Below are 19,376 nucleotides of genomic sequence, written 5' to 3'. Positions count from 1 at the left end.
TTTTTTTATACTATCATATAAAGAAGTGAAACGGCCACCATTCCCGTCATAGCTAAAATTGTGGTCATCATCGTCCAAGACTTAAAGGTTTGTTTTTCAGAGATTCCAAGGTATTGGCCAACAAGCCAAAAACCACTATCGTTTACATGAGAGAATATACTTGCCCCAGAAGCAATGGCAATTACCATACATGCTGATTGAATAGAGCTTAAATCTGCATTTATCAATAAAGGGGACACCAATCCAGCAGCAGTTATCATTGCTACCGTAGAAGACCCCTGAATTATTCTAACAATTGCCGCACTAACGAAGGCAAATGCCAGAATCGGAAAACCTACATTGCTCAATGAAGTAGCTAAGAGTTCTCCGGCCCCAGTATTGGTCAATACTTGTTTAAAAACACCCCCTGCACCCGTTAAGAGAATAATGGTGCCTGCCGGTGCTAAAGACTTTCCCGTAATTTTAAATAATTGCTCCTTCGTGTATCCTCTTCTAATACCAAAAAAATACCAAGCCAAAAAATTTGCAATGATAAGTGCAGAAAAAGGATGCCCAACAAGTGCTATAAAATTTAAAACACTTTTATGTGCTGTACCGAGAATACCACTGGTAGATACCGTATTAAGAAGAATTAAAAGAATAGGTATGGCTATAATGAGCAGTGTTAATCCAATATTCGGTAATGCCACATTTTCATCTTTAACAACTTCTTTTGGAGCTTCAACATGTATTTTTTTTGAAATGCGTTTTCCGAAAATTAAACCACTAACCAAGGCCGTGGGTATGCCTACTATAAAACCTACCAAGATAACCCAACCGAGTTCAGCGCCTATAATGTCAGCTACCGCTATTGGACCGGGAGTAGGGGGTATAAATGCATGTGTAATTGCCAAACCTGCTAAAAGCGGAATAGCGTAAAGCAATAAAGACTTTCCTGTTTTGCGCTGTAAGGCATAAATCATCGGAACTAAAATGATAAATGCGACATCAAAAAATACCGGAATGGCAATTAAAAATCCAGAAACTACCATTGCGGCAGGGGCGTTTTTAATTCCGAATTTCGAAATCATAAAATTTGCAATAGCTTTTGCACCACCAGAAGCTTCTAGAATGGCTCCGAACATTGCGCCTAAACCAACAACGGTCGCAACAAAACCAAGTGTGTTCCCCATTCCTTCTTGTATCGTCTTTATAATCTGAGAAGCATCTAGGCCAGCTATTAGACCAACAACTATACTACCCACCAACAAAGCTATAAATGCATTGATTTTTAACCTTAGAATTAAAAACAAAAGAATGGCAATACCTGTCAGCACAGCTAAAATCAAGTTGGTTTCTATCATTGTAGTTGATTTAAAATATCGTTTATAATTTCGTCTGGTCGTTTGCTTATTGCTACAACAATTTGATTTGTTGGAGGTTCTAAGGTCGCAAATTGAGATTTTAGAAGTTCAAGCGGCATAAAGTGCCCTTTTCGATTTTCAAGTCTCGATTTCACCTCTGAATACGTTCCGTTTAAGTATACAAAGACCGTTTCCGACTCAATACCATTGCGTAATTGCTTTCTATATTTTTCCCTTAAGGCGGAACAGGCTATTACTGCCCCTCGTGTTTTATTCTCTATGGCGAGTTTATTAAGTTCGGCCAACCAATTGAATCTATCATCATCATTTAGTGCATTGCCAGAGGCCATTTTTTTTATATTTTCTTCTGGATGGTAGTCGTCTCCATCAAAAAAAGGCATATGGATTTCTTTTGCCAAGAGTTTTCCGATTGTTGTCTTTCCTGTTCCCGAGACACCCATCACAAAAAATATGGTTTTACGCATGAAAGACTGCTTTTAAATGTTTTTTAAAACTATCTAAAATAGCATTTTGTTCAGCATCAAAAGCTACCCAAAATATACTTGTATTTTTACGATACCATGTAAGCTGGCGCTTGGCAAATCTTCTCGTGTTTTTTTTGATTTCTTCAACAGCTTTATTCAAAGAATATTTACCATCCATAAAATCGAAAAGTTCTTTATAACCAACAGTTTGTAAGGCGTTAAGGTTTTTGTGCACATGCAACGATTCGGCTTCCTTTAGCAATCCTTCTTGTATCATTGAATCTACCCTTCTATTTATTCTATCATAGATTACCTCTCGTTCAGCAAGAATACCGATATAAGCCGTTTTGAAATGGCGTTCATTCTTCTTTTGTTTTAAAAATGAGGAGTATGGTTTTCCTGTACCGATACATATTTCAAGACTACGAATTAATCGATGAGAATTTTCTAAATCTACTTTTTGATAGTAATCAGGGTCCAATTCCTTCAATTTATTCTGTAAATACTTTATTCCTTTGTTCTCAAGGTCGGTTTTAAGTACTTTACGTATGTCATGATGCACTTGCGGAAAATCATCAAGTCCGTTGACTACGGCATCAACATAAAGTCCGCTGCCCCCAACAAGGACAACTACGTCTTTGGTAAGGAACAGCTGATTTATACATTTCAGCGCATCCCGCTCAAAATCCCCGACGGAATATGGTTCGAAAATTCTTTTATGCTGAATGAAATGATGTTTGACACTTTCTAGTTCTTCGAAGGACGGAACCGCAGTTCCGATTTGCATTTCTTTAAAAAACTGTCGGGAATCTGCCGATAAAATCTCTGTATTATAATGCTGTGCTAGGGCAATAGCTAGTTTTGTTTTTCCTATTGCTGTTGGTCCAACAACAGCTATCAATAGTTTGGCACTCATAATTCATCTCCGCAATTATAGCAATGCTTGGCATTATCTCTGTGACCTTCAGCGGTGCACGTTGGGCATGCTTGCGTATTTGTATGCACGACACTCATATTATTTTTGTTCTTTTTGCCATGTTTTGAAAACTCAACAGTGACAATACCAGTGGGTACTGCTATAATGCCATAACCTAAAATCATAATAATAGTGGCAATGAACTGACCCAAATTGGTTTGCGGTGCAATATCACCATAGCCAACGGTGGTCAGAGTAACAATGGTCCAATAAATACTTCTTGGAATGCTAGTAAATCCTGCTTCGTCGCTCTCAATAAGATACATGACCGTACCCATAATTACAGAAAGAATCAAAACAACATAGATAAAAACAGCAATTTTGGCTCTACTGGCCTTTAAGGCAGCATTAAGTTGTGAAGCCTCCCCTAAAAACTTAACTAATTTTAGAATACGAAATATACGTAATAGTCTAAAAGCCCTGACGGCCAATAAAACTTGCGAACCGGCGAAAATATAAGAAAGATATAGCGGTATGGTCGATATAAAATCTATTATACCATAAAAACTAAAGATGTACTTAAAGGGCTTTTTAATACTTATAATTCTTGCGATATATTCAAAAGAAAAGAAGATGGTAATTATCCATTCAAAAGTCGCTAATAGACTATGGTATTTTGCATCAATCTCGTCAACACTCTCAAGCATTACCAGTAAAACGCTGACAATAATTAAAAAGAACAATACAATATCAAAGTATTTGCCGGCAGGTGTATCAGCTTCATAAATCACCTCATGAAGCCTATGTCGCCATCCAGATTGTACCTTGTGTTCTTTCAACGATTATTGGTTTAGTTCTATAATTTTTATTCGGTTCCGCTTGCGCAAATAAGACTCTATGATGAAAGTTGAATATTCATCACCTTGCATTGGAGTAATTATGGATTCTAAGATATGAATATTATTTAGTTGATGATTTAAATCTACAAATGCAATACCGCTCAAACAACCGTTCTTAATTAAGATTGCACTTTGTTCGCCAAGTTCTCGCCCTCTGTCTAAAACGATAACATCTCTATTGTCGATACTGTATTTTTCAAAGGCCTCTAAGACTTTATTATTATCTCGTATTTCGGTCAGCTCGAATTCATCAATGACTTTAACCAAAAAATTTTGTGTAGCCCGCATGCTATTGAAACTCCCTAAACGCTTGGCCTGGCCATAGGCCCTTTCAGGCTTTAATGATAGAAGGCCAGAGGCACTCTCGAATGCATAAATGCCGTGTGAGAACCCCTTACGTCTTCTTTTGTCGTTATAGGTCGGACTATTTTTTTTTATCTCATGATGCTCTTTGAGCAGGGCAATAAGTTCACTGCCAGTCTTTTCAAAGGTGACTTTCTTGGTTTCTTTTTGAAGTTTTCTGGCAAGTGAACCAACATTGGTGAAATGTTGATTTACTCTCTTTTTTATATTTTTTGACTTCCCAATAAAAAGTATTTCTCCATTCTTGTCGTGCATATAGTACACCCCCGTTTCTGAAGGAAGCACATCTACAATGTCTAACTGTTTGGCAGAAAGTTCTCCTAAAGTCTCTTCTCGTATTACCTCTGTGATAATGGTTTTATTCGAATCTTTGTTCAGGAGTAATTTAAAAAGCTTAAGCGTTGCCAAAGCATCGCCGTTTGCCCTATGTCTATCACTAACTGCGATCCCTAAAGAACGTACTAGTTTTCCAAGACTATGTGATTCCGCTTCAGGAATCAATTTTTTTGATAAATCTACCGTACACAATGTTTTTCGCTGAAAATCATAGCCTAGCCTACGGAATTCAGTGCGCAAGATGCGGTAGTCAAATTGCGCGTTATGGGCTACAAGAACGGCATCTTCGGTTATCTCAACAATACGTTTGGCAACCTCGTGAAATTTTGGGGCCGTAATCAACATTTTATTGTTTATTCCGGTAAGATTAACCACAAAGGGTTGAATGTCTCGCTCGGGATTAATAAGGCTAATAAATTTATCGACAACCTTATGACCGTCAAAACGATGGATTGCAATTTCCATTATGCCTTCCTCATTATATTTTCCGCCAGTGCTTTCTATATCCAGAATGGCATACATGAACTTTGCAATTGTGTTAAGAATAATTTCTGGCTCCAAAGATACTACTTCCTACACGCACCATAGTGCTTCCTTCTTCAATGGCAATTTTATAGTCGCCGCTCATGCCCATTGATAAGGTATCTATATGGGTAAGTTGCTGTTTTAAGTTATCAAATGTCTTTTTTAAAGACTTGAACTCTTTTCTGATTTGACCAGTATCATCCGTAAAAGTCGCCATTCCCATTAAGCCTTTAATCTTAATATTTTCCATGGATTTAAATTCCTCGGAATCAACTATTTCATAAAGCTCCTTTTCGTCTAAGCCAAATTTGGTATCCTCTTCCGCTATATGCATCTGTAGAAGACAATCAATGGTACGATTGCATTTAGCACCTTGTTTGTTAATCTCTTTAAGTAGTCTAAAACTATCTACCCCATGCACCAAGGAAACAAATTCTGCCATATACTTGACTTTATTGCGTTGAAGATGGCCAATCATATGCCAAGCTATATCTTTTGGTAGTGTTTCCCATTTTTGAGTCATCTCTTGCACTTTGTTTTCGCCAAAAACACGTTGGCCTGCATTATATGCTTCTAACAAGTCTTCATTAGGCTTTGTTTTCGAGACAGCAATAAGGGTCACCTTGTCTGGAATAGAGGTTCTTATTTCATTTAAGTTTTTTGTAATTGACATGTAAGATTTTATATTTCGTAAATTGCTAAACCACTTCTTAATTTGGGCTCTATATAGGTGCTTTTGGGAGGCATAACCAAACCAGCATCAGCAATAGCTTTTATTTCATTTACCGTAATGGGCACCAAACCGAACCCAACTGCAAAATCACCATTGTCAATATTATTTTTCATTTTAATGAGGTTATATTTTCCATAACCATAGGCGATTCGTTTGTCATTTCTTAAGTCCGAAATTCCCAAAACAGGCTCTAAGATAGTTTTATAAAGAATTTGGGTATCCAATTCACTTAAAGCATCGGAAAATTGATATACTTTTTTGCGCAGGTAAAGCGAATAAAACTCACCGTCTAAATACATGCTAAAGTGGTGTTTTTTGCTTGGTTTGTATATACCGTCATCTCTTTTTTCAATGCGATAATAAGTATCTAATTGAATTAGAAATTCTTCCTTTGAAAGTCCATTTAAATCTTTGACCATACGGTTGAACTCATAGATTTTAACTTCTGACTCCGGAATCAAATAGCTCATAAAAAAATTATAGGATTCCTTACCCGAATGATCTTTATTTGCTTTGCTAGAAGCCTGTGCCAAAAGACATGAAGAAGCACTTCGATGATGCCCGTCAGCAATATAAAGCGCATCCATTTTATAAAACGCATCTTCTATGGCCGAAATAGTCTCTTTTTTAGAGATTTTCCAGAGTTGATGCTGAACTTTATCCGTTGTGGTAAAATTATAAATCGGAACCTTTTGCACTTCTCTTTCTAAAATACTGGCGATAACTTTATCGTCTTTATAGGTCATTAAAACAGGTTCGGCATTGAAACCAACCGTTTTAAGATAGTCTGCAAAAAGGATTTCCCTTTTTTCAATGGTATCTTCGTGTTTTTTGATAATGTTATCCTTATAATCTTGAACACTGGTTGCACAAAACAGCCCTAGACTACTAAAATTTTCGTTGGTTATTTTATAGAGGTAAAGACTCGGGGCTTCGTCTTTTTCAAAAATGGCATCCTCAAGAAACTCCAAATATCTATTATGCACAAGTTTGAAACGCTCTTTACCCGAAATGGATTTATCGAATTTAAATCCTGGATTAATAATGTGTAAAAAGGAGAAGGGATTGAACTTTAAGATAGACTGAAGTTCTTCTTCTTGATATTCTTCATACGAACAAGAAGCTACAAATGCCACTTTATCCCTAGCTGGCCGTATAGCTTTAAATGGTTTTATCGTAGCCATTTACACTAGCTAAATTGAGATGATACTTTTTCTGCTTTCCTTGATTCCGCATAATCATAAAAACCTTCCCCTGACTTTACGCCCAATTTACCAGCCATGACCATATTTACAAGAAGGGGACAAGGCGCATATTTTGGGTTTTTAAATCCTTCATACATTACATTCAATATTGATAGGCAAACATCTAAACCTATAAAATCTGCTAATTGCAAGGGCCCCATAGGGTGGGCCATACCCAATTTCATTACGGTATCAATTTCATTAACACCTGCTACGCCATTGTATAAGGTTTCAATAGCTTCGTTGAGCATGGGCATTAAAATTCTATTGGCCACGAACCCTGGATAATCGTTTACTTCTGTAGGTGTCTTGCCCAGTTGTTTAGAAAGTTCCATAATGGTATTTGTGACTTCATCGGAAGTACTATAGCCTCTTATGATTTCCACCAGTTTCATGATAGGCACGGGATTCATGAAATGCATTCCGATTACTTTATCGGGGCGTTCGGTAGCCGCTCCTATTTGTGTAATAGAAATCGAAGAGGTATTGGTCGCTAAAATTGTTTTAGGGTCACATATTGTATCGAGTTGTTTAAAAATATCAAGCTTGATATTCAGGTTTTCAGTGGCTGCTTCAACAACTAGGTCAGTTTCGTCGACTCCACTTCTCAAATCGGTAAAAGTGGTAATGTTTGAAAGTGTATTTTTCTTGTCATCGTTTGATATCCGTTCTTTTGCCACCATTCTATCCAAATTTTTGGTGATAGTCGCAATCCCTTTGTCCAACGAATCTTGAGAGATATCTACTAGATGTACTTGTAGTCCATTTTGGGCAAAAACATGGGCGATTCCGTTTCCCATTGTTCCAGCACCTATAACAGCTATTGTATTCATAAAAATAGTTTGTATTTATTTCCGCTAGTGCGGGAGTTTTAATTTTTAAAAGCCTCTATCACCTGTAAAGCAACCCGCAGGGCATTTGTGCCTTGGGTAAGGGAAACTATAGGCTCTGTATTGGTATTTATGGCGTCAGCAAAAGTCTCCAACTCATCTAGAATAGCATTGTTGGTATCTATTTCAGGATTTTCAAAATAGATCTGTTTTTTTACGCCTTCGGCATTCTGTAATATCATATCAAAGTCACCGGGACTTTCTGGTGCATCTTTCATTTTAACTACTTCAACTTTTTTCTCCAAAAAATCTACTGAGATATAGGCATCTTTTTGAAAGAAACGTGATTTTCTCATGTTTTTGAGTGAAATTCTACTCGCAGTTAGGTTAGCCACACAACCGTTTTCAAATTCGATACGTGCATTGGCAATGTCTGGTGAGTTGCTAATAACGGAAACTCCACTTGCGTTTACGCGCTTTACATTTGAGCCAACAACACTTAAAATAGCATCGATATCATGAATCATTAAATCTAATACTACGGGAACATCAGTACCCCTAGGATTAAATTCGGCAAGCCTGTGTGTTTCAATAAACATTGGATTCTGAATCTTGTCTTTTACTGCTATAAATGCGGGATTAAAACGTTCAACATGCCCAACCTGGCCTTTTATGTTATGTTTTTTAGCCAAATCCACCAAAGATTCAGCCTCTTCCAAAGTATTTGTGATGGGTTTTTCTATAAAGATATGTTTTCCTTTTTCAACGGCTTTCTTAGCACATTCATAGTGCGATAGGGTGGGCGTTACAATATCTACAACATCGACGTTATCTATTAATTTATTGATATTATCGAAATAAGAATATCCGAATTCATCACTAACTTTTTTCCCGTTAATTTCATCTGCATCATAAAAACCAATTAGTTCATATTTTTGAGATTGATGGAGTAATCTCAAATGGATTTTCCCTAAATGGCCGGCACCAAGAACACCAACTTTCAACATACAATCGAGTTTCTTCAAAAATACGGATATAGCATCAATTTGCGATAGCGTTTTGCGGAAGTTAGCCCAGAACTTTTTAAATTCGTGAACCAAACTAAATCATGCAAGATACTTTTAAACATAGGGGGATGCGCAATAAGCTTGCCGAAATTGTTGCATCCCAAGGTGTTACCGATATAAAGGTTTTGGAGGCCATTAAACAAATACCAAGACATTTATTCTTAGACAGTAGTTTTGAAGCACATGCCTATCAAGATAAGGCTTTTCCTATTGGTGCGGAGCAGACTATTTCTCAACCTTATACCGTGGCCTTTCAGACGGAACTTTTAAAATTAAGACCAAACCATAAAGTATTAGAAATAGGAACAGGTAGTGGCTATCAAACCGCGATCTTATTAAATTTAAAAGCAAAAGTCTATACTATTGAACGCCAACAAGAGCTCTTCAAAAAAACAAAACTCTTCTTTAATAAAATGGGCTATCGCCCGAAGAAAATTATTTTCGGTGATGGTTATAAAGGCCTGCCCGAAGAGGCACCTTTTGATGGTATTATCGTTACTGCTGGCGCGCCCTTGGTGCCTAAACCCTTGTTATCTCAATTAAAAATAGGCGGTAGATTGGTCATTCCTGTTGGAGTAGATGAACAAGTAATGACCTTGTTTGTTCGTAAATCTGAAAAGGAATTTGAAAAAAAGGAATTTGGAAATTTTAGATTTGTTCCTCTTTTGGAAAATAAAAATTAAGTATTAAAGCTCTTTTTTAATCGGGATAGATTACGCTTACTCTCTCGGTCTTTAATGGTTTCACGCTTATCATATTCTTTTTTTCCTTTAGCAAGACCTATATTCATTTTTGCCAGTCCTCTATCATTCAAAAAAAGATTGATAGGTACAATAGTATTGCCAGAAGTAGTGACCTCCCTCCGTAGTTTTTTAAGTTCTTTTTTATTTAATAGAAGTTTTCGTGTGGCTTTTGGTTTATGATTATAGTGTCCACCATAGCTGTACTCATCTATCTGCATGTTTACTACAAAAAGCTCGCCCGCATCGTTAAACTCACAAAAACTTTGTGATAATGAAGCTTTACCCAGTCGTATCGATTTAATTTCGGTACCGCCCAAAACAATTCCCGCCGTATATTTATCCAAGATTTCATAATCGAACTTGGCGCGCCTGTTTTTAATATTTATTTTTTTTTGCATGCCTTGCAAAAATAAGAACTCTAAAAGTATTGCACCTATTTTTGTAGTTATTAAAGCTTGTTTTACGACATACATCTCATGAAAAAAACTATTCTTTTATTATCAATAGTAGTATTGGCGTCTTGCGCCGAAACCACAGACAAAAAACTAACAGCACAAGAGATTATTGACAAGGCCATTGCAGTTAGTGGTGGAGAATTACATAGTACGAGAAAAGTTTCCTTTGTTTTTAGGGACAAAAAATATGTGTCTGAAGTAATGGACGGAAAGAAAATACTCAAACGGATTACTTATGCGGATTCGCTTCGCATTACAGATGTGAAAACTCACAATGACTTTCAACGTTTTTTTAATGATAGTTTAATTACCATATCGGATTCTATAGCAAATAGATATGCGAACTCCGTAAATTCTGTTCATTATTTTGCCAGACTGCCTTTTGGATTGAATGATGATGCCGTAAAAAAGGAACTTTTAGGAGAAATAGCCATAAATGATATCTTGTATTATAAACTAAAAGTTACATTTGACCAAAACAATGGTGGTGAAGATTTTGATGACATCTATCTGTATTGGTTCAACAAAAGCACTTTTAAACCAGACTTTTTGGCTTACGAGTTTCATGTAGATGGAGGAGGCATACGCTTTAGGCAGGCCTATAATGAGCGCTATGTTGAAGGAATACGCTTTGTTGACTATAACAATTTAAAGCCTAAAGAAAAATCTGTTTCTATCTTTGAAATGGATAGCCTATTTCAATCAGGTGGATTGGAACTACTTTCGAAAATTGAATTAGATAGTATAAAGGTTAGTTCATATTGAGTCTAATGTCCGTAGCCACGCTATCAACAAAGCGAACTATAAAAAGACTGCCATTGTCGGTATCATCCATAGCTTCATATTTTTCAAAACCAAGTAGTTTGTTTACCAACGCCGGCGTGGTATTACTGTGACCGACTATCAAGACATTTTTGCTTAGATTTTTTTCTTTCAAAGCCTCAATATCAATTTCGCTTGGGTTGTAATAAGTAACATCAATATTTTTTTTAACCGAAGTAGGAGCAGCTGTCATAGAAGTGCGCTCATAGTTGGTCGAATATATGATGTCTAAATCAATCGGTTCAAAAACCTCTGCCCATTTTATAGCCCTGCCCAAACCATCTTGATTTAATTCAGGGTCTTTATTGGTGGGGTCTGTTCTGTCTTTTTCCGCATGCCGTATTAAATAAAAGGTTGATATAATCGGGTCTTTCACGGGCTCTGCGTTTTTATTGTTGCAGCCTAAAAAGATTAAAAGAGAAAGAATTCCTAAATAAAAACCAAGTTTAAGAGATTTAATGGTTTTTAAAGAAAATAGTTTGTGTAAGCTGAGCATAGTTTTTATTTTTTAATTTCTTTTTGAACCAAAAGTTCTAAATAAGCCATTGTGTTCACTAAGTATTTTCTATCCCTTGTCATAGTAGCCATAGCAACAGCGCCCTGAAGTATCGTGTAAAGTTGTTTGGCAAATTGTAAGGGAGGAACAGGAATTTTCATTTCATCAGCTTTAACGCCATTTTCAATAACTAAAGCAATTTTACCTTCAATCTCTTTTATAGTTTCTTTGTTAGCGGCCACTAACAACGAATTATTATGTTGTGCATCAACACCAATATTTAAAATGGGACAACCGCCCATTTGCATGGTGAAAACATCGTACTGCCTGTAGAAATTTATGAGGGCATATACTTTATCTAACGAGTCCCCATTCGCGTCTAACAAATCATCAATCTTACCCAACAGAAGGTTTCTGTTATACTTGAAGGCCTCTAAAGCTAAAGCTTCTTTATTTTCAAAATTACCATAAATAGCGCCTTTCGTAAGCCCAGTAGCCTCGGTTAAATGACTCATGCTAGTGCCAACATAGCCATGTTTGTTAAAAATGGGAGCCACAGTTTCTATAATATACTGTGTAGTGCGTTCGGCTTTGGTAGACATGAATACTGGTTTGTTACTAGCTAATATAGAAAAAATATATACTGCATGGTATTAAAAAGGTCATCCAATTGGGATGCCCTTTGAAAAGAAACTAAATATTGTAATTAATCGACTAGTTCATTCTGATTTCTAAATACTAGCTTTTCATCGAATGAATCTATTAGAATTATACTCTCACTTTTAATGGTTCCCGCTAAAAGCTCTTTGGAAAGTTTGTTCAAAACCTCTTTCTGAATCAAACGCTTTATCGGTCTGGCACCATACTGCGCATCAAACCCTTTGTTACCTAGGTAAGCGATTGCTTGGTCTGTGGCATCTAGTGTGATGTTCTGCTTAAGCAGCATTTTTTTGAGCTGGTCTAATTGAATACCAACTATTTGCTTGATGTTTGCCCTGTTCAGTGGGGTAAACATGATGATGTCATCAATCCTATTTAAGAACTCTGGACGAATGGTCTTTTTTAGAAGTCCCAAAACATCAACTCTAGCTGCTTCAGTAGCGCTGTGTAAATCGCTATTATTTTCAAATTTCTCTTGAATAATATGACTTCCCATATTACTGGTCATGATGATTATACAGTTCTTAAAATCTGCAATACGCCCTTTATTGTCGGTAAGCCTACCCTCATCCAATACCTGTAACAATATGTTAAAAGTATCTGGGTGGGCTTTTTCAATTTCATCTAAAAGGATTACGGAATAGGGTCTTCTGCGCACTGCTTCGGTCAATTGTCCACCTTCATCATAACCCACATAGCCTGGAGGTGCTCCGACGAGCCTGCTTACTGCATGACGCTCTTGATATTCGCTCATATCTATTCTCGTCATTGCGTTTTCATCATCGAACAAATATGCCGCTAAGGTTTTTGCCAATTCGGTTTTACCAACTCCCGTAGTACCTAAGAACATAAATGACCCAATAGGTTTTTTAGTGTCTTGCAAACCAGCTCTACTGCGTCTTATTGCATCAGATACGACTTCGATAGCCTCTTCTTGACCAACAACTCTTTTACGAAGAACATCCTCTAGTCGCAATAACTTTTCACGTTCGCTCTGAAGCATTTTTGTTACAGGAATCCCAGTCCATTTGGCAACTACCTCGGCAATGTCCTCATTTGTAACTTCCTCTTTTATAAGGGTGCTGCTTTTTTGTTGTTCTTGTAACTCAAGATTAAGCTTATCTAACTGTTCTTGCGCTTCTTTAATTTTTCCATAACGTAATTCAGCCACCTTGCCGTAGTCACCATTTCGTTCAGCCCTTTCAGCATCAAGCTTATAAGCTTCAATATCTTGTTTTGTCTTTTGAATATTATCGACAACGGTTTTTTCGCTTTCCCACTTGGCAAAGATTTCATTTCGTTGTTCCTTAAAATTGGCCAACTCTAGATTCAAGGCTTTTAACTTTACGCTATCATTCTCTCTCTTAATTGCTTCAATTTCAATTTCGAGTTGCATTATTTTTCTATCCAGCACATCGAGTTCTTCTGGTTTGGAGTTGATTTCCATTCGTAACTTCGATGCCGCTTCATCAATTAAATCAATAGCCTTGTCCGGTAAAAAGCGATTGGTGATGTAACGTTGTGATAGCTCAACAGCTGAAATCACCGCCTCATCTTTAATACGTACTTTATGATGTGCTTCATATTTTTCTTTGATACCCCTTAAGATTGAAATCGCACTTTCTGTATCGGGTTCATCTACAACGACTTTTTGAAAACGTCTTTCTAATGCTTTGTCTTTTTCAAAATATTTTTGATACTCGTCCAGAGTGGTAGCGCCGATAGCACGTAATTCGCCCCTAGCCAAAGCAGGTTTTAAAATGTTAGCGGCATCCATAGCACCTTGACCACCACCAGCACCCACTAGGGTATGGATTTCATCAATAAAGAGAACAATATCACCATCTGAAGAAGTTACTTCTTTAATGACAGACTTTAGGCGTTCTTCAAATTCGCCTTTGTACTTTGCACCAGCAATCAGTGCCCCCATATCCAAAGAATATATAATCTTTTCTTTAAGGTTCTCTGGCACATCACCTTGAACTATTCGATGCGCTAGGCCCTCTGCAATGGCTGTTTTGCCAACACCAGGCTCACCAACCAACATAGGATTATTTTTTGTTCTTCTTGAGAGTATTTGTAGAATTCTTCTTATTTCTTCGTCTCTGCCAATAACAGGGTCTAACTTTCCAGAATCGGCAAGGGAGTTTAGGTTTTTTGCATATTTATCCAAAGAATTATAAGTGTCTTCGGCACTTTGTGAAGTTACTCTTCCACCTTTTCGTAGTTCTTCGATTGCTTTTGTTAGGTCTTTTTCCGTAACTCCGTTGTCTTTAAGAATCTGACTTATTTTACTTTTCGATTTAAAAATTGCCAGAACTAAATGTTCTATGGAAACATAATCGTCATCCATTTTTTTTGCAATGATAGAAGCTTCGGTTAAGGTCTTGTTTGCCTCCCTTGAAAGCATAATTTCACTACCGGAAACTTTCGCATAGCTTTGCAGTTCTTTTTCTAATACCTGATTGATAAGGGTCGCATTTACATTGAGTTTTTTCAAAATAAATGGCAAGACATTTTCATCTATCTCGGTTATTGCCTTAAAAAGATGTTCGTTTTCTATTTGTTGATGCCCAAAACCTTGCGTAATTTGCTGCGCTTGTTGAAGGGCTTCTTGTGATTTTATAGTAAAATTGTTAAAATTCATTTCAATTATTTTGAAATGGAAGGGCAACAACCTTACCAATTAAAAAGTCAGTCAAAATGACGTTAAAGCATTGAAAATAAAGGACATTTTGTCTGTATCTGTAAGTAATGCTGTTATTTTCGACCTAATCAAAAAAATAAGGTATGGGTTTATTTGGAGGTATTTTTGGTGGCAGTTCGGAATCTAAAAAGGAGGATAAAATTTTACCATGGATTCCGCTTCAGTCAATTGAACAACTGAACGAAATTGAAATAAAATCAAAAGGGAAAGCACAGGTAATCTTTAAGCATTCGACTACCTGTGGCATTAGTAGAATGGTTCTAAACATGTTTGTGGATAATTATGAGTTTAAGGAAAACCAGTTGGATCTCTATTTTTTGGACCTTCATACCCATAGGGATGTTTCGAACGAAGTGGCGATAAAGTTTCAAGTAATTCATCAATCACCACAATTACTGATCGTCAAGAATGGGGTTACTGTATCTCACGTATCACATGGTTCGATTTCTGAAGTAAATTTAGAAGACTATATATAAAAAAAGCCCGGGAAATTCCCGGGCTTTTAATTTTAGTTGAAACTGTGTTTTCGCACTACATTTTTTAATCGGGCTTTTAAATCTTCCCCCGCATCATAAACCATTTGTTCGTTGCTTGGAAAAGAAACTGCAGCTAAATCAAGAAAGGCAATAAGGTCATTGTCTAAAGCGCGTCTGTCGCCATCGTAATTTGCATAAATATGTTCAAATACAAACTCACTTGAAATAGGGTAGGAGTTAATTTCTTGACCATTTTGTAAGTCTGTAAAGCTTACTCTAGCCCCAATCTGAGCGCTTTTGAACTGCGTGAACTGGTAAAAACTACATCTTACTTTTTTGAATCTTTCAATCTTAATATCGTTTCCTAAACTGTCTTTGGCAACATTGCCATTGGCATCTAAAACATAATCATAACCGTCTCTAATCTCTTTTTCTTTAATGATTTGTTTCTCATTTGTCTGTTCAGGTGAGATGTTTATCTCTCTAAAATCTAAATTCATTGCATAGTCATATTTTATAGACTCTAAAGGATTTGTGTGAAACTGGGTCCAAAAATTGTCTATGCCGTAAGAATTAAAGTCAAGTAATTCTTCTTCTAAACGCTCTGGAATTATCTGTTGCGTATCGTTTTTAAGTTCAATTTTAACATAATCCAATCCTTTTTGGTACGCTTCCTCCATTTTTGCTGCAGTATTGCCATAACCAGGATTGATATCGTTTAAATATTTATAACCATCATACGCTTTTCTAAAATCATATTTATTACGAGCATTTTTTAGTAAATCCGTTGCATTGACGTATAAATATTCAGATAATTCAGCTTTAGTATCTAGAATTTTAGAATCATAGTTTTTAAAATTGAACGCTGCCTCTCTGTCTTCATCATAAACAGGCAATGGCAGAAGCGGTCTAATTCTATTTTGCATTTTCTTTAATTGCAAATATGTTCTGTAAATAGTTTCTAAATTGGCAGGGTTACCATCTTTTTCTAAAAAAGATATTCTTTCAAGCTCTCTTTGTTTGTTTTTTGCAAAAGCTTCTTCCAACAATAGCACATATTGTTGATGCCCTTTTTTTGTCTTGTTATCCGAGAGTTCTTTTATGGCCTTGTTCATAGCCGTAGTATAATTACCGCTATTTAAAGCCTCTTGTGTTTTCTTGACTCCTCCGCAGGCAGCCAAAGCTAACAATGTCATAATGAGTAAAGATTTTTTCATGGCTTTTGATTTAATGGTTTAGGCATATATTTTCAATAGCTATGCCAAAATTGCTTTTTTGATAAACGTTAAAGAGAGGCATGTAGTATATTTTATATATAATTAATTGATAATCAATTTTTTGTAATAGATTTGAAATTGTTAATTTTTGTTGGATAAAATCACAGAAATATGTTTTTACAACTACTATAATCATTACTTCAATTTGTATTTTTGCCCCTTAAATGTTTATAAAATGCAAAGAGACGAGCGCATCTTCAACCTTATTCAAGAAGAAAAACAACGACAGACCCGTGGTATAGAACTAATAGCTTCTGAAAATTTTACAAGCCCGCAAGTAATGGAAGCAGCGGGTTCTGTATTGACCAATAAGTATGCTGAGGGTTACCCTGGTAAGCGCTATTACGGCGGTTGCGAAGTTGTTGATGAAGTTGAGCAATTGGCGATTGATAGGGCCAAAGAGCTTTTTGGAGCGGTCTATGCGAATGTGCAGCCGCATTCGGGTTCTCAAGCAAATGCCTCTGTTTATCATGCTTGTTTGAAACCTGGTGATACAATTTTAGGTTTTGATTTATCTCATGGAGGTCATTTGACGCATGGTTCACCAGTTAATTTTTCAGGAAGGTTATACAATCCTGTTTTTTATGGTGTTGATGAAGAGACCGGAACATTGAATTATGATAAGATTCAAGAAATAGCTGAAAAGGAAAAACCAAAAATGATTATTGCAGGAGCATCAGCATATTCAAGGGATATGGATTTTAAGCGTTTCAGGGAGATTGCGGATGGCGTTGGTGCGCTACTATTGGCAGATATTTCGCATCCATCTGGTTTAATAGCCAAAGGTATTTTGAACGATCCTATTCCTCATTGCCATATTGTTACCACTACTACCCACAAAACCCTTCGGGGACCAAGGGGCGGACTTATTTTGATGGGTGAAAATTTCGAGAATCCTTTTGGAATACGACTTAAGAACGGAAACTTACGTAAGATGTCCGCTTTGTTAGATTTGGCTGTTTTTCCAGGAAACCAAGGAGGGCCTTTAGAGCATATTATTGCTGCCAAGGCGGTTGCTTTTGGAGAAGCGCTTTCAGATGATTTTTTACATTACATGATTCAGGTCAAGAAAAATGCAGAGGCAATGGCAAAAGCTTTCATGGCAAAAGAGTATAAGGTAATCTCTGGTGGTACCGATAATCATATGATGCTAATTGATTTAAGAAATAAGAATATTACCGGTAAGGACGCAGAAAAAGCTTTAGAAAAGGCTGATATTACCGCTAACAAAAATATGGTTCCATTTGATGATCAATCACCATTTATAACTTCGGGTGTGCGTTTTGGAACGCCTGCTATTACCACTCGTGGATTAAAAGAGGAAGATATGGAAACCATTGTAGCCTATATTGACGAGGTTCTTCTCAACGCAGAGAACGAAAAAATCATACAATCGGTTAAAGAAAAAGTTAATACTTTGATGGCGGCTAAGCCTTTGTTTAATGACTAGTTAGGAAGAGGAATTTTTTTGGGATAGTTTTTTATTCTTTGTTCAAAAGAAAAAAGTCTCCATCAATGATGGTTTTGTTTTTCAGGTCGTAAACCAATGAGTCTTGGTCTACTTCTGAATGAAAATACATACCCCAATAGCTAAAATAACTTGTTCTAATTTTAGCTTTGGCCCAAGATATGGTGCTGTTTTCTTCTGAAGTTTCTTCAAAAACAGGTATGAAAATCTCATAGGGCATTTCGGTAAGACCCCTCGTAAAATGCACAAAATTTTCACTGACCGAACTCAAGATAGCGCATAGTTGGTCTGTAATATCCTGATTCGGAATCTTTGTGATAAATATTGAAGTGTCCTTAAAATGTATAGCGATTTCCTCAACGATTATTTCAACTTGGTTTTCATCTTGTAAATCCGCTACGGCCAATTCAAAACCTGAATATTCAAGGTCGGTACTATTTTTACAAAAACCTCCCCAATTGCCGCTATTTAAATGGAATAGGCTTTCGGTGAGCCCAAAATTACAGTTCAATCCAATAATCAAGTGATACTTAGAGTCGGTTTTAGAAGTATCTAATTTTACGGATGCTTCAGCAAAAAAGTATTTTTCAAGACTTTTCTTGAAGTACTCAATTCCGTTTATCCCTAGATAGTCTTTAGAAGTATTCCCTTCTTTGTTGGTATTGGTATTTTGGTTTGATTGCATCCAGCTTAATTCGTTTAATAAAGTTAATTCGAATTTAGCATAAGGAGCTGTAGTAAAACCATAAAAAAATTGTGGTTTTTCCATAATTAACCGCTATTTATGTTAATATTATGTTAAAAAAAATGAAATAACAGTATTAGGTATTGAAGTGTGAAAAAACATCGATGAATGGCATTTTATATAAACCCTCTATTTTTAGCCGCTAAAATTAGCGCTAAATCGTTTTCTTTTTCCGTTCCGAAAAGTGATTTAAGATGCCTTTTTCTATTCTCTATTGAAGAGGCTGATAGTTCTACATGTTGTTCTAAATCTTTAGTCTTTGTGCCTATTGATAAATGATACAATATCTTTTTATCATTATCATCAAGTGAAATGGTTGTAGACATCCTTTTTCTAATGGCGGCTAAAGCTTTTGATGAATAATATGGAGGTTGAAAGGTCACGGTCTTTACTGCATCTTCTAAAGACTTTGGGTCAATATCTGTTTTCACCATGTAACCATCTGGGTCTACCGACTTCAAAATACTATTTATTCTGTGGTTATCACTAAACGAGGACATAAAAATAACCTTGGATTCAGGAACCAATTTTCGCGCCAATATGCCCAGGTCTTCACCAGTATGTGGTTGGTTTTCGTTAGGAGGGTATAATTGCACATCTAAGAATATGATATCATACTTAAAAGAGTTTACGGATTCTTCGATTTTTTCTCTACCACTTTTAAATGAATTTGCCGTATCTACAATAATAGTATGGTCATCAAAAGAAATTCTTTCAAGAATAAACTTGTAGCCCAACATGGTCATTTCGTGATCATCGATTGCTAAAATTCGTAATGTCTTCATA

The 19,376-nt window shown here is 36.3% G+C and carries 20 protein-coding genes; 4 read left to right on the top strand and 16 right to left on the bottom strand.

Annotated features, from left to right (window positions below; all coding sequences use genetic code 11):
* Nucleotides 1–5: 5 nt before the first annotated feature.
* The 9 genes from ACZ1GR_RS02495 to ACZ1GR_RS02455 are packed head-to-tail and all read right to left on the bottom strand — an operon-like array spanning nucleotide 6 to nucleotide 8,681.
* Nucleotides 6–1,343 carry a GntP family permease gene (locus tag ACZ1GR_RS02495; RefSeq protein ID WP_472610680.1) on the bottom strand — a complete coding sequence of 446 codons (1,338 nt, stop codon included), beginning with the start codon at nucleotides 1,341–1,343 and terminating at the stop codon, nucleotides 6–8.
* Entirely contained in the window at nucleotides 1,340–1,828 is a 489-nt protein-coding gene (locus ACZ1GR_RS02490; RefSeq protein ID WP_472610679.1) for a gluconokinase, read from the bottom strand. Before ACZ1GR_RS02490 ends, ACZ1GR_RS02495 begins: the two co-directional genes overlap by 4 nt.
* Nucleotides 1,821–2,744 (bottom strand): tRNA (adenosine(37)-N6)-dimethylallyltransferase MiaA, encoded by a 924-nt coding sequence (miaA, locus tag ACZ1GR_RS02485; protein ID WP_472610678.1) that lies wholly within the window; start codon nucleotides 2,742–2,744, stop codon nucleotides 1,821–1,823. Before miaA ends, ACZ1GR_RS02490 begins: the two co-directional genes overlap by 8 nt.
* Nucleotides 2,741–3,583 (bottom strand): ion transporter, encoded by an 843-nt coding sequence (locus tag ACZ1GR_RS02480; RefSeq protein WP_377766377.1) that lies wholly within the window; start codon nucleotides 3,581–3,583, stop codon nucleotides 2,741–2,743. The genes miaA and ACZ1GR_RS02480 overlap by 4 nt, the downstream gene beginning before the upstream one ends.
* 3 nt (nucleotides 3,584–3,586) lie before the next feature.
* Nucleotides 3,587–4,864 carry an exonuclease domain-containing protein gene (locus ACZ1GR_RS02475; RefSeq protein ID WP_472610677.1) on the bottom strand — a complete coding sequence of 426 codons (1,278 nt, stop codon included), beginning with the start codon at nucleotides 4,862–4,864 and terminating at the stop codon, nucleotides 3,587–3,589.
* A 16-nt stretch (nucleotides 4,865–4,880) separates the two neighbouring features.
* A complete protein-coding gene (locus tag ACZ1GR_RS02470) occupies nucleotides 4,881–5,540 on the bottom strand; it encodes a YggS family pyridoxal phosphate-dependent enzyme (RefSeq protein WP_472610676.1) in 660 nt (219 codons plus the stop codon).
* Between the two features lie 8 nt (nucleotides 5,541–5,548).
* Nucleotides 5,549–6,784, bottom strand: a complete 1,236-nt coding sequence (locus tag ACZ1GR_RS02465; RefSeq protein WP_472610675.1) for a DUF1015 domain-containing protein — start codon at nucleotides 6,782–6,784, stop codon at nucleotides 5,549–5,551.
* Between the two features lie 5 nt (nucleotides 6,785–6,789).
* Nucleotides 6,790–7,677, bottom strand: a complete 888-nt coding sequence (locus tag ACZ1GR_RS02460) for a 3-hydroxyacyl-CoA dehydrogenase family protein (RefSeq protein ID WP_472610674.1) — start codon at nucleotides 7,675–7,677, stop codon at nucleotides 6,790–6,792.
* Between the two features lie 38 nt (nucleotides 7,678–7,715).
* A complete protein-coding gene (locus tag ACZ1GR_RS02455; protein WP_472610673.1) occupies nucleotides 7,716–8,681 on the bottom strand; it encodes a Gfo/Idh/MocA family protein in 966 nt (321 codons plus the stop codon).
* Between the two features lie 101 nt (nucleotides 8,682–8,782).
* Between ACZ1GR_RS02455 and ACZ1GR_RS02450 the strand changes: the two genes are divergently transcribed.
* Nucleotides 8,783–9,424: a protein-L-isoaspartate(D-aspartate) O-methyltransferase gene (locus ACZ1GR_RS02450; RefSeq protein WP_377766372.1), complete on the top strand. Its 642-nt coding sequence runs from the start codon at nucleotides 8,783–8,785 to the stop codon at nucleotides 9,422–9,424.
* Here ACZ1GR_RS02450 and smpB read toward each other — a convergent pair.
* On the bottom strand, nucleotides 9,421–9,882 hold the full coding sequence (gene smpB, locus ACZ1GR_RS02445; protein WP_472610672.1) for an SsrA-binding protein SmpB: 462 nt from the start codon (nucleotides 9,880–9,882) through the stop codon (nucleotides 9,421–9,423). The genes ACZ1GR_RS02450 and smpB overlap by 4 nt on opposite strands.
* A gap of 78 nt (nucleotides 9,883–9,960) precedes the next feature.
* On the opposite strand from smpB, the gene ACZ1GR_RS02440 reads away from it, so the two are divergent.
* Nucleotides 9,961–10,704, top strand: a complete 744-nt coding sequence (locus ACZ1GR_RS02440; RefSeq protein ID WP_472610671.1) for a DUF6503 family protein — start codon at nucleotides 9,961–9,963, stop codon at nucleotides 10,702–10,704.
* Here the strand turns inward: ACZ1GR_RS02440 and ACZ1GR_RS02435 are convergent.
* From ACZ1GR_RS02435 to clpB, 3 genes are all read right to left on the bottom strand, one after another.
* On the bottom strand, nucleotides 10,691–11,257 hold the full coding sequence (locus tag ACZ1GR_RS02435; RefSeq protein WP_472610670.1) for a SixA phosphatase family protein: 567 nt from the start codon (nucleotides 11,255–11,257) through the stop codon (nucleotides 10,691–10,693). The genes ACZ1GR_RS02440 and ACZ1GR_RS02435 overlap by 14 nt on opposite strands.
* A gap of 5 nt (nucleotides 11,258–11,262) precedes the next feature.
* Entirely contained in the window at nucleotides 11,263–11,859 is a 597-nt protein-coding gene (locus ACZ1GR_RS02430) for a TetR/AcrR family transcriptional regulator (protein ID WP_472610669.1), read from the bottom strand.
* 104 nt (nucleotides 11,860–11,963) lie between these two features.
* Nucleotides 11,964–14,564, bottom strand: coding sequence for an ATP-dependent chaperone ClpB (gene clpB, locus ACZ1GR_RS02425; RefSeq protein WP_472610668.1), 2,601 nt, complete (start codon nucleotides 14,562–14,564; stop codon nucleotides 11,964–11,966).
* Between the two features lie 143 nt (nucleotides 14,565–14,707).
* Here clpB and ytxJ point away from each other — a divergent pair, with 143 nt between their 5' ends.
* The gene (ytxJ, locus tag ACZ1GR_RS02420; protein WP_472610667.1) at nucleotides 14,708–15,100 is read left to right on the top strand and encodes a bacillithiol system redox-active protein YtxJ; all 393 of its coding nucleotides are present in this window, start codon (nucleotides 14,708–14,710) and stop codon (nucleotides 15,098–15,100) included.
* A gap of 32 nt (nucleotides 15,101–15,132) precedes the next feature.
* Here the strand turns inward: ytxJ and ACZ1GR_RS02415 are convergent, their stop codons facing one another.
* The gene (locus tag ACZ1GR_RS02415; protein ID WP_472610666.1) at nucleotides 15,133–16,317 is read right to left on the bottom strand and encodes a hypothetical protein; all 1,185 of its coding nucleotides are present in this window, start codon (nucleotides 16,315–16,317) and stop codon (nucleotides 15,133–15,135) included.
* Between the two features lie 235 nt (nucleotides 16,318–16,552).
* Here ACZ1GR_RS02415 and ACZ1GR_RS02410 point away from each other — a divergent pair, with 235 nt between their 5' ends.
* Nucleotides 16,553–17,827, top strand: coding sequence for a serine hydroxymethyltransferase (locus tag ACZ1GR_RS02410; protein WP_472610665.1), 1,275 nt, complete (start codon nucleotides 16,553–16,555; stop codon nucleotides 17,825–17,827).
* 31 nt (nucleotides 17,828–17,858) lie between these two features.
* On the opposite strand, the gene ACZ1GR_RS02405 is transcribed toward ACZ1GR_RS02410, so the two are convergent.
* Nucleotides 17,859–18,614: a hypothetical protein gene (locus tag ACZ1GR_RS02405; protein ID WP_472610664.1), complete on the bottom strand. Its 756-nt coding sequence runs from the start codon at nucleotides 18,612–18,614 to the stop codon at nucleotides 17,859–17,861.
* A gap of 92 nt (nucleotides 18,615–18,706) precedes the next feature.
* Complete coding sequence (locus tag ACZ1GR_RS02400; protein WP_472610663.1) at nucleotides 18,707–19,375, bottom strand: response regulator; 669 nt, start codon at nucleotides 19,373–19,375, stop codon at nucleotides 18,707–18,709.
* Between the last annotated feature and the right edge of the window lies 1 nt (nucleotide 19,376).

The sequence above is a fragment of the Croceitalea sp. W27 genome, assembly GCF_055693185.1.
Note: the sequence above shows the minus strand (reverse complement) of the source record. Positions and strands in the feature narration are given on the sequence as shown.